The sequence below is a fragment of the Sphingomonas epibiotica genome, assembly GCF_039615155.1.
Classification (GTDB): domain Bacteria; phylum Pseudomonadota; class Alphaproteobacteria; order Sphingomonadales; family Sphingomonadaceae; genus Sphingomonas.
On the sequence record NZ_JBDGHY010000002.1, the window covers coordinates 326379 to 341885 of the forward strand.

Here is a 15507-nt window from a genome sequence, read left to right on the forward strand (position 1 = left end):
TACGGTTTTGCTTCAGGCGGACTGGCGAAGGTCTGCGAGCGCCAGTTTCTCGCGCAACAGGTAGCCCTCGAGACCCCAGACCTTGCTTTCGGCCTGCTTGCGGGCGAGCGCGTTGCCGATCGTTTCGTCATAGTTCGCCGGGCTGGCGCAGGCGCTTTCGCCGGTGACGGTGAAGCCATTTGCGAGTGTCAGGACGCACACGGTCAGGGTTTCGGTCAGACGGTGATACGCCTCTCCAACAATCACCTCCGAGATGCGTTCGGGCGTAACCTTGGCCGCCGGGCGGGCGGCAATAGCGGCATTCAGTTCGGCATCGTTCATGACGATCTCCGCATAAGGTGCCGGCCGGGTCGAAGCCCGGCCAGCGGGGGTTACCAGGTGACAGACGTGCGGACGACGACGGTGCCGGTGCGGCGCATGGCCCACGACACGTCCATAATCATCCGCAGCGCGAGGCTATCGGTCTGGAACATGGACTGCACGCGCCCGCCCGACGGCACGGCACCTGCTGTCGCGATCTGCGCGGGGGTCGTATCCTCCATGTGCAGCGTCGCCTGATCCGACACGTCGAACCGCGGCACGTCGCCGGTCGCCGACATGAAGTCGGCGGCGTCGACCAGCGCGACCACCCCGACCGGAACGGTCGACGAGATCAGGGCCGGGTAGCCCATGAAGTTGCCGTTCGCGAGCTCGGCCTTGAACGGGAACTGGCCGGTGTTGTCCTGAATGAGGCCGGCGCTGATCGCCTGACCCGGGTTCATCAGCCACACCGGGTTGCGGATGTTGCCGTTCGTCGAGCCCGTCAGGTCGATGAGCATGCCCTTCACGTCGGCGACCAGCGCCGCCATGCCGCCGCCCGCGGTGCCCGCCGCGGTGATCGCACCGTTTCGGATACCGGCCGGGCGCACCGCGGTTGCGGCGAGGGCGTCCATCAGCACCACGTCGAGCGCGATGCTGGTGTCTTCCTGGATCGCCGCGCGCAGGATCTGCTCGATCTGCGGCGTCGAGTGCTCGGTGATCTCGCGCGTCATGGTGGTGATGACCGCCATCTTCTTCGGGGTCAGCGTCGTGCTGGTGAACCCGCCCTGACGGACCGGGATCGGCGCACCTTCACCGACGAAGCTTCCCGCTACCGACGGGTTGGCCGCACGCGACGGCAGCGACACCTTGCCCGCTCGACCGAAGCCGAAGCGACCGCCGATCGCCGACAGGCGCGGATAGATCGAGGTCGGCAGCAGTAGGTCGAAGAACTCGCCGATCGCGGTCTCGACCAGCACGCCAGCCCATGCCGGGGTCACGGTGTCGGCCGGGACGGTCGCCGAGCGGGTCATGATGTCCAGCACGGCTTTCGTCGCGACATCTTCGCCATAGGCTTGCTGAAGCGCGACCGTGGGCGACACCTTGCGGACGTGGGCGATCAGCCCAACGGTCATCGAGCGGAAGATGTGATCGACGGGCTCGACCTTCTTGGCGGCCACCGCGAACGGGCGGCGCTGGTCTGCGGGCGCGGTGCGCTGTTCGATCGTGCGCGGCTCGACCACGATGGTCGTCCCGGCCGCGCCAGTGCCGGTGCCGGCGAGCGCCGCCTCGGCGCGCTTGAGCGAAAGGAGGGTGGCGTCCTTCTTTTCGATTTCGGCGGTGATCGTGTCGATTTCGGCGCCGTTGTCGATCGCGGTCTGAAGGTTGTCGCGAAGCTGCGTCAGGTCGTCCTGCACGCCTTCGATGCGCTGTGCGAGCGTCGTCATGTTCGGTTTCCTCGAAAGGGATTTCTGCGTGGCGGGCTCGCCGGGGGTTCGCGCGTCGCGGGCGATGGTCGCAGTGTCGGGCTCGACGAAGATCAGCGCCTGTGTGTCGCGGGAAAGGTTGAGGCTCTTGGCGACCTGCAGTGCGTTCGGGTTCGCCGGAATGGCGACCACGCTGCACTCGACCAGTTCGCTTTCGGTGAAGCGGATGCCGCCATTGCCGATCGGTTCGGATTTCAGCCCGCGGAAGCCGACCGACACCGCACGCAGCATCTTCGCCTCGATGAACGCGCGGATTTCGTCGACTCGCGCGCTGATACCGGCCGGCAGCATCACCAGTTCGCCGATCAGCTTTCCGGCCTCGACCCGCAGGTTCTTCCAGTTGCCGATGACGAACGACGAATCGTGTCCGAACAGCGCGATCGGGTTGCGCTTGAAGTTCGTCAGCTTCCAGCCGGACGGCTCGACGACGTCGCCGTACCGGTCGACGGTCGCGTCGGACATCACGAAGGTATAGGGATCGTCGCCGGCCGCGCGCGCGACCGCCTTGTGCAGAACCTGCATCGCGTGCTCCTTGTCAGCCGATCATCGCCATCGGGTCGAATGCGGGGGTTTGCGGCGCCATCGCCACGCCCAGCGCCATCACCAATGCGACAGCGGCGTCGATCTTGTTCGCGGCGCGCTCTTTCGCGAGCCAGCGGTTCTCCCAACGGTCCTGATCGGTCACCGCCGACATGATGGCGGAGATCAGCACCGGGTTGGTCTTGAGCCTGATACGGCGCTCAAGCATCGCCTCTTCGAGCGCGCGGAGCGATCCGGGCATCCACAGCCCCTCGGGCTCTTTCCCTTCCGCCTTTGCCGCCGCGATCATCGCGGGCGTCGGCTTGCCCTTCTTGGTGCCGCCCTGCGGGTGTTCGACGAAATTGATCGCCAACCCCAGCTGGTGAACCTCTTCCTCGAACCGGCGGAACGCGTACCGGTCATACCCGACCATGCCGATGTCGAAGTCCCGATCGTCATCGGCGAGCGACTGCGCGACGTGATCGAACCGGATGCTCTGGCCGGGCGGTGCCTGAAGATGCCCCTCCCTGACCCATACCTCGTACGGCGCTTTGTCCCGCGCCGCCCGCGCTGCGAGCGTGTCACCGGGCGTCCATGCCTCGATCCACGCATCGTACGTCGGTTTTTCGACGACGACCGGCTCGCCCTCCACGATTACGGTCACCGGCACGCTGCCGGTCTCGACGACGCACGCCTTGGCAGTGATGTCGCGGCTTTGCGATAGGTCGAGCCCCTGGGACACCCTCTTGCCATGGTGGATCGCCGGGTCGAAGTCGGCGAGGCAGGGTTCGAGCACCGCCCGCGTCATCCATGCCGCCTCGGCGTCGGTCCAGACGCAGAAGTGGAGCCTCAGAATGCCGTTCAGTTTGCCGGGGATCGCCTTCGCCTGGGCGACGACGTCCGCCAGATAGTCCTCGGTGATCGTCACGCCGAGCAGCGGGTTCGCCTTCGCCCAGCACGACCGATCGTTCAGCGGGTCATCGCCAGGGTCGAGCGAGCAAACGAAAGAGAATGTCGTGTCGTCGATCGGGACGCCCAGATAGGCCGGATCGTCGTCCTTGGCGTCTGGGTTGCCCGCCGCCACGCGCACCGCGTGTTCGTGCTCCTCCCAGCAGATGCTGTTGCGGTCGGTGCCGCTGTTCGTAATCATCGCCAGCAGGGGCTGGCGGCGAAACTTGAAGCCGCGTTCGATCATCTCAACCGCGTCGCGGTTCGGATGCTCGTGCATCTCGTCGGCGAGGCCGAAGTGCGGGCGCAGACCCGACCCCGATTTGCCAGCCGAACGACTGAGCGGTTTGAAGAACGACGAGGTTTTCAGCCACGCCATGTTGTACCGCCGGCCCGGCCCTCCGCTCATCGTGATGCGCGATTTCAGATCGGGCGACTGCTCGACCATGCTGACGGCGTCATTGAACAGGATCTTCGCCTGATCGCGATGCGCCGCGACGGCGTATATCTCCGCGCCGGGTTCGCCATCCGCCATCATACCGTATAGGCCGACGCCGCCGATGAACGGGCTGTTATGTGTCGGCACAAGATGCTCGCCCGCCAGATACATGCGGGAGGGGCTATCTACGCTTATGCAGCGCACGGGCACGGACGGCACCGGGTCACAGGCCACGATCATCCGCCCGCGTGACAGCGACCTAGTTTTTGGCTCTTGCCTCTGTCGTGCGGCCTTTCGCGGCATCTTGAAGATTGGGCGGTTCGCATAGGCCCAGAACTGAATACGATAGCGGGTGCCGACCTGCCTGCCGTTGAGTACCGAAGGCGAGGCCGTCATCGTCGGCTTGAAGCCAAGCGACCTGATGAGCTTTATCGCATCGGCGGCAAGCCGCTCGCAACAGAGCGTCAATTCTGACTGACCACCTGTCGCGATCGTGCCGTCCGTATCCATCAGGCCTTGCAACAGCGCCATGCGCTGGCTTTCCCCGGCCCAAAGGTAGATGTCCGGAATGTGCTTGCGTCCTAGAACGCCCAACGTCCTGAGCCGTGCCTGCATTGAACCGTTACGGGCAGCCTGCGAACGACCGTTCGAACCAAGGATTACGCGCGCTGTCGTGCCTGAATGCTTGGCACGCTCTTGAACCTCGACACCCTCCGCTTTGATCGCCTCGACCACGGCCCAATCAGCATACGCCACGGTCAACCGAGCATCGGCACTGTTGCCGTCACCCAGCCAAGCACCGAAGGTGTACGGCGGGATCGGCAAATCGACGTCCGGTAACGTCAAAGGCCCTGCGATAGCGACACGGTGGTTCCACTTGGCCTGCGGGTGCTTTGAGCCGCTGGCCGGGACCGTTAGCGTTCGCGCGATCTCAGATGTGGTGCGGATCGCCGGCTTACCCTTGCGCGGTGCATCGGCTCGTTTTGGCCCTTTTGCGCCGCCTGTCCGTAGCGCCGATGTAACCCACAGGTGATCTGCATCGGCAACAACCTCAGCGCCGTCCGAAAACCGCAACAGATAGCAGTCATGATTTTGCATGACCTCTGTTGCGCCAGTAACGTTGCATGGCTTCCCGTTTTCATCGAACACCCGATCCCCGGCGCGCAAGTCGCGCATCAGTTTCCAGCCTTCCGGCGTCGGGATGATGGTGTCGAGAGACAGAGCTTTACCGTTCCCTTTCCCTTCTTCTATATACGCCCGCCGAAACCTTCTAGTGCCATCGGCGCGCAGCCAGCCGAAGATGTTGCCCAGCTTGAACGCCTGGCTGGGGTGCAGCAGGAACGGGCGACCCTCGAATTGCCCGCCGTTCAACCGCAGCTTCTGCTCATAGAACCGGCAGACCCGCTCGACCTTTTCGATCGAGTAGGTCAGCCCGCGCTCATGCCCCAGCCGCAGGTCGTCGAGATGGCGGCGACAGGCGTTGCGGATATGCGGACCGGCCACGACCTTACCCGCGACGACCTTGACCGCCCACTGCGTCCCGCGATCGGTCGGCAGCTTCGGACCCTTAGTCGTCGAAGAACTCGTCTTTCTTTTTCTCGTCGCCGCCGGCCGCGCGGTTGCGCTCATCGGTCAGTCCGAGCTCGCTCATATACGCGCGCAGCTGCCCGTGCTTGGAGGCGGGGAACACGACCGGCGCAAAGCGAAACTCCTGCCACAGTTCGCAGAACGCGATAGCGGCTGGCTCGCGCGATCCGTCCAGCCAGTCGGCCGGCTCGATGTAGCGTTTCCATGCAGCGAGCGCCTCGCCCTTCATGCCCTTGGGGCGCTGCAGCTTTCCGAAGCTGGCGACGACGGTTTCCGTCGCTTCCTTGGCCTTCGCTGCGCTCCCGTGCCGGGTGACATTGTGCGTACCGTCGACCAGCCGCAGCGCGACGGGCTTCGGCTTGGCGCCGCGCGTCGCCATGGCGGCCTCCAATCAATCCACGCCGTTCGCTTTTTCACGAACGGAAACGCCGCCCCGCCCGTTGCAGATTGGCCATTCTCAGAACATCAATGTGCAAACGCGCGAATTTCGGACCCGTGTCGGTCCTAGGCGCGACGGCTCCTGAACTTCTCGACACCCCCCCCTGGGGGCCGCGCAGTCAGCCGCGATCGACCGTCACGACCCCGTGCGACGTGACGGTCACGATCTCGTCGGCGACGGGGTCGACCACCAGCTGTCCGCGCTCGTCCGTGAGGCAGTGCCGAACCGTGCCAGCGTCCATATCGTAGGCAACGACCTTATCGATCTCGACACCGTCCAGCTTGACGATGAGCGGGATCAGCGACGGGTCGAAGTCCTTATCGTCGACCGACACCCGCGTCGGGATCATGCGATCGGCCATCCGTCGGCTCCTATTTCGGTGCGGCTGCGGTGCCCGCGGTCAGCCGCGCTCTTGCGGTCGTGACAGGGGCGACACAGGGGGCGAAGGTTCGATCGATCGTCGGTGCCGCCGTCCGCCTTCGCCTTCATGTGGTCGACCTGCGTTGCCGCCGTAACGACGCCGCGCTCGACCAAGCAGACACGACACGTCGGCTCTTCGGTGAGCACCTGCTTGCGCAGCTTGTCCCATGCCGTGCCATATCCGCGCTCGTGCCGGCTCTTGCCGCCGTGGTGCCAAGGTTTCCGTGAGGTCATGCCGTTGATACCAATGCGTCGCACAACTGGCGAAGCGTCGGGCTTCGCCTAGTGGCGCGGAGGCGATCCACTCGTAAGAGCAACCGACGCTGACCCGCATCAAGCCGCTAAGGCGGCGGCGCCCGTGGTGGGCTGCATTTGTTCTACCGCATCTGGGGGCAGGGTGGAAGTCTCTATTTCGATCGTCATCCATCCGCCAAACGCGATCATCGTCCTGCGTCCGTTACTCGACTGAACGACGCCGGGCATGCCGGCATACGGTCCCTCCGCCAGGCGGACGGCTGCACCGGGCTGATAGGTCCGGCGCTGGGCGCGGGGGAGGGCGCGGCGTTCGACGACCCGCAGGCGCTCTACCTCGCTATCGCGCACACGCACCACATCGCCCAGGTACCGGAACAAGGAGAACGACGGGTAAGGATTGCTCGGAAGGCAAAGGATGCGGAGGAGGTCCGGGAGATGGCGGGCTCGAACGAAGACGAACGTGGGCATGATGGCGGCCGGTTGCGCTTCCTTCGCCTTGCGCGTCCGGCACACTCGACGCTTGACCATCTTGGTCGGCGTCCAGGCATCGAACCCCGCCGCCGTCAGCGCGGTCGCAAGTGGCAGCGTGCGTGCGCCACCGGTCCGCAGGATACACCACCGATCGTCCATGTCGCCCAGCCTCTCGATCCCCCGAACCATTTTACGCTGCCTTCTCGTCTGGAACATAGGCGGAACGGTCACCGTCGACCACCGTGCCGCGCGCCTCGCTGATCTGCTCCGGCGTCAGCCACCCGTGGGCCACGCCGATACGGCACAGCGCATCGGGTATGGCCGCGATCGTAGCCAGCGACAGCGCCACCGGGCCGGTCTGGTCGTCCTCACCGGCTGGTGCGGGCAGGGCAACGAGGCTGTCGCGCAGCTTGGCGATGCGGGTGGCGGCCATGACGCGCGACGCCATGATCTTCGCAGCTTCTTCACGGATCACGCCGTCGACCTCGTTGTGAAACCGCATCGGCCGCCGCAGCGCCGCTTTCGTCGCGCGCACCACGACCTCCCCGGCCAGATCGTCCAGGCTGGCCTGCATCGCGCGCACCCACGCGCCCGACTGGTCGGCGCTGCCGTTGGGCGATAGCTTCAGGTACAGCAGCGCCAGCCCGTCGCCGAGCGCGGTCGTGAACTTGCCGGCTAGGTCCGGCTCGCTGCGCGACCGCCCGTCCGGCTCGGTTTCCGCCAGCGGCCGGGGCGAGCGCCTCAGGATGCGCTCGACCTCCGCCAGATCGGTCGCGTCACAGTCCGCCATCACCCGGTCCGGATTCCACACCGCGCTGCATGCGAGATTGGCGGCGCGCTTCCACCGGTCCGCTCGGTCGGTCGTGGCGATGTCGTTGGCCATTGCGGAGCACTCCTTCGATGAAACTGACGGGGTCGATCGCGCCTTCGCGCTGTGCGGTACCGAGGGCGGCGATGACCGTCTCGGGGCCGTGGGCCTGCCGCCACTTGCCGAGCACTTGGCGGGCCTTCGCCTCGGGCATCGCGGCGGCAGTGAGGAGGGCGATGCCGCTGTCGAACATCACCTTGACCGGATCGGGCATGGGCTGGGCGGCGGCAAAGCGGACGACGTTTCCGGCTGGCGGCGACGCGCCGGCGCCGGAAGCGTCAGCTTCCGAACTAGAGTCTCTCTGTCCCTCTCCCTGTCCCTGTCTCTTGGATGCGTTGTCACCAGTGACATTTTCGCCTGTCACTGGTGACACGCTGGTATTGTCACGGGTGACAGCATCGTCACCACTCAGAGACAGATAGGGAACAGACGACGGGTGCTCATCCGCCACCCATTCGGCAAACGTCCGCTTCGCCTCAGCCGGACCGCCGCGCACCGCGCGCTGCTTGATCCGGGCGCATTCGGTGCGGTGCCGCTGGCGCAGCTTGCTTTCCCAGGCGGCATTGGCCTGCTCGGCGACGACCGGGTGATAGAGGCGGCCGTCGGCGCAGGCAACGAACCCGCGCAACGCGTCGGTCCGGTGCTTGCGCCATGTCCGGGTGTCGCGCCCGAGGCCGCACAGCTTCGTGAGCACCGCATCGTTATCGGGCAGCGACCCGGCTGGTAGCTGGTGCCACGCCGCCGCCCACAGCAGCACCGCGTACCAGCAGCCCTCAGGGTCGCCCTCGGCGGCAAGGTCGCTGTCGCGCAGCCGCGCGACGTGCAGCGGCATGAACGGGAAGTCCTGAAGGTCCGCTTCGGGCGCGACCATGGGGGGCGGGGGGCTCATGATTCTATGACCTCGATGTCGGGATAGCAGGCGCGGAACAGCGCCTTGCGCAGCGGCCAGTCGCGCACGCGCATGCCCTTGGCGTCTTCGACCACCGCACGGTTGTCCTTGACGCGCCGGTAGCGCCAGTCGGGCGTATAGACCGCCCGCCGGCCGTTATCGTGGACGAGCGGTCGGCCGTTGATCTCAAAGAAGAAGCGCGGACCGACCTCGAGCTCGTCAATCTCGCCCGCACGCTGAAGGATATGCAGGTCGGCGCACCGCTTCGCCTCGCGGCGCGACGGATGCGGCTTCGTGCAGAAGCCGCAGAGCGCCGCCTTGGCGCCGTATTTGTGGCCGCCAAGCCGCTTCATGCCGCCGCACTCACAACAGCAGTCCCTGCGCGGGCGGATCGATCGTCAGCAAATCGGACAGCATCGCCCGCTGCTTGGTCAGCCAGCAGTCCATGCAGCCGCACCCATGCGAGGGCTGCGGCGAGTGGCACGACCCCATTGCCGCAGTGTCGAAGCCGCTCAATCCTTCCGGCCACCCCATGAGCCACTCGACAAACAGCGGGTTCAAGCGACGGCGCGTCTCGGACGATGTCGAGCCAGAGGGGGTCGGCTGGTCCGGGCGCGAAGGGTCGCAGGCGTCCAGCGGCTGCCAAGCCTCCGCCCGCCAATCCAGCATGTCCATCCGGGTCTTGCCGTCCGATCGGACCGTCGCATCCCCGCCGCCCTTGTGGTCCCTCGCCATCGGCGATGGCCAGCGTGCCGCCTGCGACGGCAAGGGCGTTCCGCCCGCCCCGAATGCCATATTCGGCCCGCCCTTCTCGCCATCCGATGCTCGAGGCGTTGACCACTGCTCGGCTTGTTGCGTCAGGCCGGTCTGAGCCATGCGACCCGTCTCCGCGTCGTATGCACGCTGGCCCGGCGTCCAGTCGCTCCCGTCGACCGTATGCAACCGATCCAGCGTAATGCCCGGGTCCGCGACCGCCGGTGTCCGCCATTGCTCCGCCGCACCGGCAAGCGTCGGCGTGACGACCGGGGGATCCCGCCGAGCATCCAATTCGTACCCGCCCGACGCCACCTTCGCGGTAGGCCAAGAGGAAGAACCGCTCACGGCGGTGACTTGCTCCGGCCTCGGCCGCGCTGAAAATTCCGCACGCAACGCGGCAGCCCAACCGCTCCAATGCCGGGACGGCGGCGGCGATCTGTCCTGTGAGGTTCCCGACGACGTTCTCGCGGAAGAACACAGCAGCCCCGCTTTCGTCGAACACCTCGATCGCGCGGTCGAGCAGCCATCGGTCGTCGGCAGCGCCCAGCCGCTTTCCGGCGACGCTGTTCCCTTGGCAGGGGTCGCCCGACAGGACGCAATCCACTGCGCCGCGCCATGCGCCAGCATCGAAGGTTCGCAGGTCAGACCAGACAGCAGCCGGATGAAGCCGCCCCGCTTCCATGCTCGCGACCAAGCTTGCGGCTGCTGAAGCTTCCCTCTCCACGAAAGCGACACAGCGCGCGTCGGGTCGGGCAATTCGGACGCCGAGGTCGAGCCCTCCGACGCCGGCGCAGACACTGATGGTACGAAAAGCCATGTCACTGCGCCGCCTCGCGCATCTGGTTCGCCAGCGCGGCCAGTTCGCTCGCCCGCTGGTCGACGGCATCTGCCGCTCGCTGAAGGTCGGCATTGGTGATGCCGCGCGTCGCATCGAGCTTGCTCTGAAGCGTGCGCAGTTTCATATCCATCGCATCCGCCAGCGGCTGCTGCTTCAGGTGGCCAGCCGCCCGCTCGAGCAGAACCATGCGCGCCGCGATCGTGCCGATCGTCGGCGCGTTCGTCTTTTCACGAACGGGTGCGGCCTCTTGCGGCACGGCGGCTTGAACCGTGCTGCTGTTCGTTTTTTCACGAACGGCTCTCACGGCAGGCGCATCGGCATGAGTACGCCGGTCCACGCCGTATCGGCCGGGTTGCGCACGATCGCCGGCGCCGACGGATCGGTAGCGTCGAGCAGGACTTCCCCGCCGCCAGCCGCGGCGACGATCGACGCGAGATACCCGCCGTTAAAGCCGATAACGAGCCCGCGCATATCGTGATTGCAGGCAACGTCGATACTGGCCGACAGGTTCAGCGATACGTGCGACGCCGACAGGTTCACGACATCCGGCTTCGTGAAATCCATTCGCACCGCGCGATAGCTTTTCGCGCCGCCGGATATGGCGCGCAGGGCCCGACCTAGGTCTGGGGATGGCAGCAAAGCCTGGCGATCGCTGGCGGCTGGGACGACGCGCTGGCAGTCAGGGAACGTGCCGTCGATGGCCCGCACCACCAACCGCACCTCGGCGCCCGGCATCGAAAGGGAGGCGGATACCATGGGAGCGCCAGACCTGGGCGGGGCGGTGCTAGAGACGTCATTCGTGGGCGGCGCATGCCCGACCGATAGGCGAATGCCGTCAAGCGCATCCTTGCCAAGGGCGAGCAACAGGCCGACAGCCTTGCGCGGGATGATGACGCCACCGTCGGGTAGCGCCCCCTGCGCGTCCGGCACGACTAGTTCGACGAAATAGAGCTGGTGCCCGTTGGTGGCGGTGACACGAACTCGGTTTTCGCCGATCGAAGCAAAGTGCAGACCGTTGAGGTAATAGCGGGTCGCCTCGTCGGACATCGCGCCAACAACCCGCCCGATCTCGGTCAGGTGCTCCGTCGATAGGGTAGCACCGAAGGACTGCACGACGTCGCGGTCCAGCGACATTGGGAACTCGTCCGCCGGCAGGGTGGCCGACGACACCGAGAGAGCGCCCGATACGATGTCGACCATCCCGTCACGCGGCGCGATTGCGACATCGTTACTACCGGCGGCGTGCACGGCATGCACAACCTCGCGCGGATTGAGCAAGGCGAACGACACGTCCGGGCCCGGCTGGCGCGGGACCTTCACCGCCAACAGAATGTCGAGGTCGGTACCGACCACTTCGAGCGACCCGTTCGCGTGACAGCGAACGCCGCCGATAATGGGGATTGTGTTTCGCCGCTCGGTGACGCGAGTGGCGATGTTTACGGCGCGACGGAAGTCGGCCGTCGAAGCGACGACGTTCATGCTGCAACTCCTGTGGGGAGGGGGAGGGGAAGCGGCTGCTCGGCTTCCATGATGCCGAGCATGTCGCCGCGGTCGGCGGCGAGGCGGCGCTGCGCGATCACCGCATATTCTGGGTTCAGTTCGATCAGTACCGCGCTGCGTTGCATCCGGTCGGCGACCAGCCCGGTCGTGCCCGCGCCGCCGAACGGGTCGATCACGGTCCCGCCGACCGGGCAGCCGGCGAGCAGGCACGGCGCGACCAGCGCGGGCGGGAAGGTGGCGAAGTGCGCTTCGCTGAACGGCGCGGTCGCGATCGACCACACCTCGGGCGGCACGATCGGCGAGAGGTCGGGCTCCCAATTGCGGAGGAGGCGGCCGGCAGGCTGGGTGCTGTCGTTCCGAGCGACGACGTCGCCCTGTCCCGCGCCGAGCGACTTCCGATTGCTCCCGATATGGAGGTCGCCGCCGCCCTTCGTCCCGGTCACGTCGCGTTCGGCGGGCATGCGAACCGCAGCCGCATCGTAATGACTCTTAGCAGACTTCGTCAGCAGGAAGATCTTCTCGTGCGCGCTCGACGGCCGATACCGGCCGCTGCTGTCGGGCATTGGGTTCGGCTTGCCCCAGACGATCTCCGACCGGACCCACCAGCCGGCATCCTGCAGCGCGATCGCCAGCCGGTTCGGGATCATGCACAGATCCTTCGGCTTCAGGCTGCCGCCGATCGTGCTGAACGGCTTGTCGCGGAACGTGCGGTCGTCGTTGCCCGCCGCCTTCGTGTCCGCCGCGCTGCGCCCATTGGGCTTGGTCGCGTAGCAGTCGCCATAGTTGAGCCAGAGCGTGCCCTCGGGCTTGAGCACCCGGCGCACTGCGTCGAACACGCGGACCATGACGTCGAGATGCTCGGCGAGCGTCGGCTCGAGCCCGATCTGCCCGGCCACGCCATAGTCGCGCAGGCCCCAATAGGGCGGGGAGGTGACGCAGCAATCAATCGAGTCCGCCGGCAGTTCCGCCAGCCGATCGAACACGTCGCCGATGAGGATCGAGACGGGCATCAGTATGCCTGCGCTTTCTCGCGCTCGGCGCGGATGCGCTGCGCGTCCTGGTGGTTGGCGATGGCGCGACGCGCGTGCTCGGGGGTGCCCGGAACGTCGGCAAGGATGATCGCCTTGCGCTCGGCGAGACCGTAGCCCTTCGCCTTGAGGCTGGCGTTCAGCCCGTAATATTCGGGCGGACACCAGCCGAGGTGTCGTGCGCGGGTCGCAGCAGCGGCGCGGCCGCGCGCTTCGGGTGTGTTCGCCAAGGGGAAGTTCGGCGCCCCGTGCTTGCGCCCATTCTCGCGCAGGCGCTCCATTGCCGCCGGGTCTTCCAGCCGCTTCGCGATAGCCGCCCGCGTCGCGGCCTTGTGCCTCGCGCGGACGGTCGCGTCGGCTTGGTACGTCGCCAGCGCCGCCCGCGACCGGCGAGCGACGACGTCCGGGTCAGCGCTCAGCGCGCGGCAGCGGCACGCACGGCAAAGGCCGTGCTGGTTCTTGATTCCCAGCGTCACGCCGCAAGGGCAGGTGCCCCTCGCGGCAGCGCGCGACTGTTCGCTCGCGGAAACGGCCCCAGCCGCGCCCGCGCCATTCGTGGCGGTCATGGTCGTATCCTTCGGCCAGCGGCGGCTGGCGGTTAGAGCCTCAGTCTTCTTCCGTGAGATCGCTCAGCACGGCGGTTACGGTGCGCGCTCGCGCCCGAAGGGACGCGCGCTCGACATGGTTGATGACGCCGTCCGACCGGGCGACGCAGATCTCGGCGACCAGTCCGGCGGTTAGCGCGGCGGCCTCGTCCCAGCAGGCGTCCGTGTGCTGCACATCGACCAGCCGCATGCCAGCCGGCTCGGACAGCATGTTGATCGCCTCGCGCGGCAGGAACTTCGCCAGCGCCAGCACCGTGTGGAACGGCATGGCCGCGCCGGCGGCGTAGCTCTTGAGCGTGCTGGTCGGGATGCCGCTCGCCCGCGACAGCGCCGCACGGCTGGTGAACAGCCCGTCGCCGACGAACATCGCGAACATCGCGGTCTGCCGCTCGGCGATATCGCACCCGAAACGACTATCAGCGGACATGATGACGCACCTCGGTTTTGGTACCACCCTGCATATGAACAGGGGGCAGATCATTGGCGGGAACGGGCGCGACGACGTGGGGGGCTGCTGGCGACAAGTGGGAAGCGCCAGGGGCCGTCGCGCCCGCCTTCGGGGCATTATGCCCGCGAAGCTCACAATTGGTGTTGAGGCAGCTGCGCACCTCGGGGTGCCAGGCGCTCGCGCCGCAGCGGTTGCAGGCGGTCATGCAGCAACCTGCTCGCGGGGGTACAGATCGGAGCGCAAATCGTGGCGGGAGCCGTATCCAGCCGCTTCGGCCTTCAGAACGTACTCTGCCGGTAGGGCTCTGCCCTTACGAAGCCAGTACGAAACGAGCTGTTGGGATGTGCCGATGTCGGCGGCAAACCTTGATTGGTTGCCGCCGGCTATTGCAACCGCATCCCGGAGCGCTTGATGATGCGCGCTGACTGTCTCGCTGCTCATACCACGAGGACATACAGCAAAATTGTAGGTTTACAACAGGACTTTTGTAGAACCCGTAATCGCAGTATTTTTGTAGAGCGGTCTACTATGGAAACCTACCCGATAGACCCCGCCGAGGCCGCCGAATGGCAGAAGCGCGAACGAGCGAAACGAGGCTGGTCCACCACAAAGCTGGCAGACGTCGCGCGAGCGATTGCGCAACGCGAGCGCGCCACCATTAAGCTGACGCAACAGTCCGTTTCGGGCTTTGAGCAGCCGGGAAAGGTCAAAAAGCTGCCGGATTGGATACGTTACGTCGAGATGGCCTTCCAAGAGGGAGAGGCGCCGCACCAGGGTGAGGTCGAAGCACGGGACGAACTGGCGTATGTTCGGCAGGTCGACATTCGCTACGCAATGGGTGATGGCGCGGTAATCGATGACTATCCCTCGTCCCGGCTGATACCGTTCAATCTCAACTTTTTGCAGATGGTTAGCCGCGCGCCGGCTGATCGGCTTTTCCTTGCGACCGGACACGGCGATAGCATGGAACCAACGCTGCAGCGGGACGACGTTGTTTTAATCGATACGACCGAGACACGGGCCACGCTCGGCGATCTTATCTGGGCAATCGAATACGCTGGCAGCGGATACATCAAGCGGCTGCGTCGCGTGCGCCGAGAAGGAAGGGATCGCATACTTATCCTTTCGGACAACCCAAGCGTACCACCCGAAGAGGCCGACCCGGCAGAGGTAACGATCGTTGGAAAGGTCGTCTGGATAGCGCGGACGATGCGCTGATGCCTGGGCGCGTGCTGAGCCTGCATGTTGTCGGCGCCGCCCATTTGAACGCGAACGGCACGAACCGGCGATCGGAGATCATATTCGCCAACCCCGGTGATCCTATTGAACTCCGGCGTGAACCGAAGAACCCGGTCGATCCCTATGCAGTCGCCGTCTACACTGCCCGCGGTTTCCAAATCGGCTATCTGACCGCTGAGCGAGCACCTTGGATTGGAGGCATGCTCGCGCAGGGGAAGGAGGTCGCCGCAATTTTCCAAACCGAGACACCTTGGGGCGCGATGCTCCGCGTAGGATTGGATGGTGCCGTCCCGACGCTCCCTCCACAATCCGCCGATAGCGAAAAGGACGAGGTCCGTGAGTACGACGACGACGGATTCTGGCCCGATCCTGAGCCGCCCGACGACTTCGACTATTGAACGTCTACAAAACTACTGTTGACATACCTACAAGAGATTTGTAGGCCAGCTTCAACGGCCACCCCGGCCGGTGGAG

At 65.9% G+C, this 15507-nt stretch carries 19 protein-coding genes and 1 pseudogene; 2 read left to right on the top strand and 18 right to left on the bottom strand.

Annotated elements, in window-relative coordinates; genetic code table 11:
- Nucleotides 1–12: 12 nt before the first annotated feature.
- The 18 genes and pseudogenes from AAIO73_RS05290 to AAIO73_RS20270 all read right to left on the bottom strand — a co-directional run bounded on the left by AAIO73_RS05290 (nucleotide 13) and on the right by AAIO73_RS20270 (nucleotide 14235).
- Complete coding sequence (locus AAIO73_RS05290) at nucleotides 13–321, bottom strand: Gp49 family protein (RefSeq protein WP_345876697.1); 309 nt, start codon at nucleotides 319–321, stop codon at nucleotides 13–15.
- A gap of 50 nt (nucleotides 322–371) precedes the next feature.
- Complete coding sequence (locus AAIO73_RS05295; protein ID WP_345876698.1) at nucleotides 372–2306, bottom strand: phage major capsid protein; 1935 nt, start codon at nucleotides 2304–2306, stop codon at nucleotides 372–374.
- Between the two features lie 13 nt (nucleotides 2307–2319).
- Nucleotides 2320–5061, bottom strand: a complete 2742-nt coding sequence (locus AAIO73_RS05300) for a terminase TerL endonuclease subunit (protein ID WP_345876699.1) — start codon at nucleotides 5059–5061, stop codon at nucleotides 2320–2322.
- 196 nt (nucleotides 5062–5257) lie between these two features.
- Nucleotides 5258–5656: a hypothetical protein gene (locus AAIO73_RS05305; protein WP_345876700.1), complete on the bottom strand. Its 399-nt coding sequence runs from the start codon at nucleotides 5654–5656 to the stop codon at nucleotides 5258–5260.
- A gap of 178 nt (nucleotides 5657–5834) precedes the next feature.
- A complete protein-coding gene (locus AAIO73_RS05310) occupies nucleotides 5835–6077 on the bottom strand; it encodes a hypothetical protein (protein WP_345876701.1) in 243 nt (80 codons plus the stop codon).
- On the bottom strand, nucleotides 6062–6370 hold the full coding sequence (locus tag AAIO73_RS05315) for an HNH endonuclease (protein WP_345876702.1): 309 nt from the start codon (nucleotides 6368–6370) through the stop codon (nucleotides 6062–6064). Before AAIO73_RS05315 ends, AAIO73_RS05310 begins: the two co-directional genes overlap by 16 nt.
- A 99-nt stretch (nucleotides 6371–6469) precedes the next feature.
- Nucleotides 6470–7021: a transcription termination/antitermination protein NusG gene (gene nusG / locus AAIO73_RS05320; RefSeq protein ID WP_345876703.1), complete on the bottom strand. Its 552-nt coding sequence runs from the start codon at nucleotides 7019–7021 to the stop codon at nucleotides 6470–6472.
- Between the two features lie 31 nt (nucleotides 7022–7052).
- Complete coding sequence (locus tag AAIO73_RS05325) at nucleotides 7053–7652, bottom strand: hypothetical protein (protein WP_345876704.1); 600 nt, start codon at nucleotides 7650–7652, stop codon at nucleotides 7053–7055.
- On the bottom strand, nucleotides 7639–8601 hold the full coding sequence (locus AAIO73_RS05330) for a DUF1376 domain-containing protein (protein ID WP_345876705.1): 963 nt from the start codon (nucleotides 8599–8601) through the stop codon (nucleotides 7639–7641). Before AAIO73_RS05330 ends, AAIO73_RS05325 begins: the two co-directional genes overlap by 14 nt.
- A gap of 14 nt (nucleotides 8602–8615) precedes the next feature.
- The gene (locus tag AAIO73_RS05335) at nucleotides 8616–8972 is read right to left on the bottom strand and encodes a DUF1064 domain-containing protein (protein WP_345876706.1); all 357 of its coding nucleotides are present in this window, start codon (nucleotides 8970–8972) and stop codon (nucleotides 8616–8618) included.
- 10 nt (nucleotides 8973–8982) lie between these two features.
- Nucleotides 8983–9666, bottom strand: coding sequence for a hypothetical protein (locus AAIO73_RS05340; RefSeq protein WP_345876707.1), 684 nt, complete (start codon nucleotides 9664–9666; stop codon nucleotides 8983–8985).
- A 31-nt stretch (nucleotides 9667–9697) separates the two neighbouring features.
- A pseudogene (locus AAIO73_RS20265) lies at nucleotides 9698–10306 on the bottom strand (DNA cytosine methyltransferase); the annotation flags it as partial.
- The gene (locus AAIO73_RS05345) at nucleotides 10194–10517 is read right to left on the bottom strand and encodes a hypothetical protein (RefSeq protein WP_526023763.1); all 324 of its coding nucleotides are present in this window, start codon (nucleotides 10515–10517) and stop codon (nucleotides 10194–10196) included. The gene AAIO73_RS05345 and the pseudogene AAIO73_RS20265, both read right to left, overlap by 113 nt.
- Nucleotides 10514–11692: a DNA polymerase III subunit beta gene (locus AAIO73_RS05350; RefSeq protein ID WP_345876709.1), complete on the bottom strand. Its 1179-nt coding sequence runs from the start codon at nucleotides 11690–11692 to the stop codon at nucleotides 10514–10516. Before AAIO73_RS05350 ends, AAIO73_RS05345 begins: the two co-directional genes overlap by 4 nt.
- Nucleotides 11689–12723: a DNA-methyltransferase gene (locus tag AAIO73_RS05355; RefSeq protein ID WP_345876710.1), complete on the bottom strand. Its 1035-nt coding sequence runs from the start codon at nucleotides 12721–12723 to the stop codon at nucleotides 11689–11691. The genes AAIO73_RS05350 and AAIO73_RS05355 overlap by 4 nt, the downstream gene beginning before the upstream one ends.
- Nucleotides 12723–13307, bottom strand: a complete 585-nt coding sequence (locus AAIO73_RS05360) for a hypothetical protein (RefSeq protein WP_345876711.1) — start codon at nucleotides 13305–13307, stop codon at nucleotides 12723–12725. The genes AAIO73_RS05355 and AAIO73_RS05360 overlap by 1 nt, the downstream gene beginning before the upstream one ends.
- A gap of 40 nt (nucleotides 13308–13347) precedes the next feature.
- A complete protein-coding gene (locus AAIO73_RS05365; protein WP_345876712.1) occupies nucleotides 13348–13773 on the bottom strand; it encodes a hypothetical protein in 426 nt (141 codons plus the stop codon).
- Between the two features lie 222 nt (nucleotides 13774–13995).
- On the bottom strand, nucleotides 13996–14235 hold the full coding sequence (locus AAIO73_RS20270) for a transcriptional regulator (protein ID WP_526023764.1): 240 nt from the start codon (nucleotides 14233–14235) through the stop codon (nucleotides 13996–13998).
- 87 nt (nucleotides 14236–14322) lie between these two features.
- On the opposite strand from AAIO73_RS20270, the gene AAIO73_RS05370 reads away from it, so the two are divergent.
- Nucleotides 14323–15012, top strand: a complete 690-nt coding sequence (locus AAIO73_RS05370; RefSeq protein WP_345876713.1) for a S24 family peptidase — start codon at nucleotides 14323–14325, stop codon at nucleotides 15010–15012.
- Between the two features lie 11 nt (nucleotides 15013–15023).
- Complete coding sequence (locus AAIO73_RS05375) at nucleotides 15024–15431, top strand: HIRAN domain-containing protein (protein WP_345876714.1); 408 nt, start codon at nucleotides 15024–15026, stop codon at nucleotides 15429–15431.
- Nucleotides 15432–15507 lie beyond the last annotated feature (76 nt).

What these genes read in the sequence shown, in the direction of transcription:
- AAIO73_RS20270 (WP_526023764.1), bottom strand. Translation starts at nt 14,235, where the DNA reads ATGAGCAGCGAGACAGTCAGCGCGCATCATCAAGCGCTCCGGGATGCG.
- AAIO73_RS05370 (WP_345876713.1), top strand. Translation starts at nt 14,323, where the DNA reads ATGGAAACCTACCCGATAGACCCCGCCGAGGCCGCCGAATGGCAGAAG.
- nusG (WP_345876703.1), bottom strand. Translation starts at nt 7,021, where the DNA reads ATGGACGATCGGTGGTGTATCCTGCGGACCGGTGGCGCACGCACGCTG.
- AAIO73_RS05350 (WP_345876709.1), bottom strand. Translation starts at nt 11,692, where the DNA reads ATGAACGTCGTCGCTTCGACGGCCGACTTCCGTCGCGCCGTAAACATC.
- AAIO73_RS05365 (WP_345876712.1), bottom strand. Translation starts at nt 13,773, where the DNA reads ATGTCCGCTGATAGTCGTTTCGGGTGCGATATCGCCGAGCGGCAGACC.
- AAIO73_RS05305 (WP_345876700.1), bottom strand. Translation starts at nt 5,656, where the DNA reads ATGGCGACGCGCGGCGCCAAGCCGAAGCCCGTCGCGCTGCGGCTGGTC.
- AAIO73_RS05315 (WP_345876702.1), bottom strand. Translation starts at nt 6,370, where the DNA reads ATGACCTCACGGAAACCTTGGCACCACGGCGGCAAGAGCCGGCACGAG.
- AAIO73_RS05330 (WP_345876705.1), bottom strand. Translation starts at nt 8,601, where the DNA reads ATGGTCGCGCCCGAAGCGGACCTTCAGGACTTCCCGTTCATGCCGCTG.
- AAIO73_RS05310 (WP_345876701.1), bottom strand. Translation starts at nt 6,077, where the DNA reads ATGGCCGATCGCATGATCCCGACGCGGGTGTCGGTCGACGATAAGGAC.
- AAIO73_RS05295 (WP_345876698.1), bottom strand. Translation starts at nt 2,306, where the DNA reads ATGCAGGTTCTGCACAAGGCGGTCGCGCGCGCGGCCGGCGACGATCCC.
- AAIO73_RS05335 (WP_345876706.1), bottom strand. Translation starts at nt 8,972, where the DNA reads ATGAAGCGGCTTGGCGGCCACAAATACGGCGCCAAGGCGGCGCTCTGC.
- AAIO73_RS05290 (WP_345876697.1), bottom strand. Translation starts at nt 321, where the DNA reads ATGAACGATGCCGAACTGAATGCCGCTATTGCCGCCCGCCCGGCGGCC.
- AAIO73_RS05325 (WP_345876704.1), bottom strand. Translation starts at nt 7,652, where the DNA reads ATGGCGGACTGTGACGCGACCGATCTGGCGGAGGTCGAGCGCATCCTG.
- AAIO73_RS05360 (WP_345876711.1), bottom strand. Translation starts at nt 13,307, where the DNA reads ATGACCGCCACGAATGGCGCGGGCGCGGCTGGGGCCGTTTCCGCGAGC.
- AAIO73_RS05355 (WP_345876710.1), bottom strand. Translation starts at nt 12,723, where the DNA reads ATGCCCGTCTCGATCCTCATCGGCGACGTGTTCGATCGGCTGGCGGAA.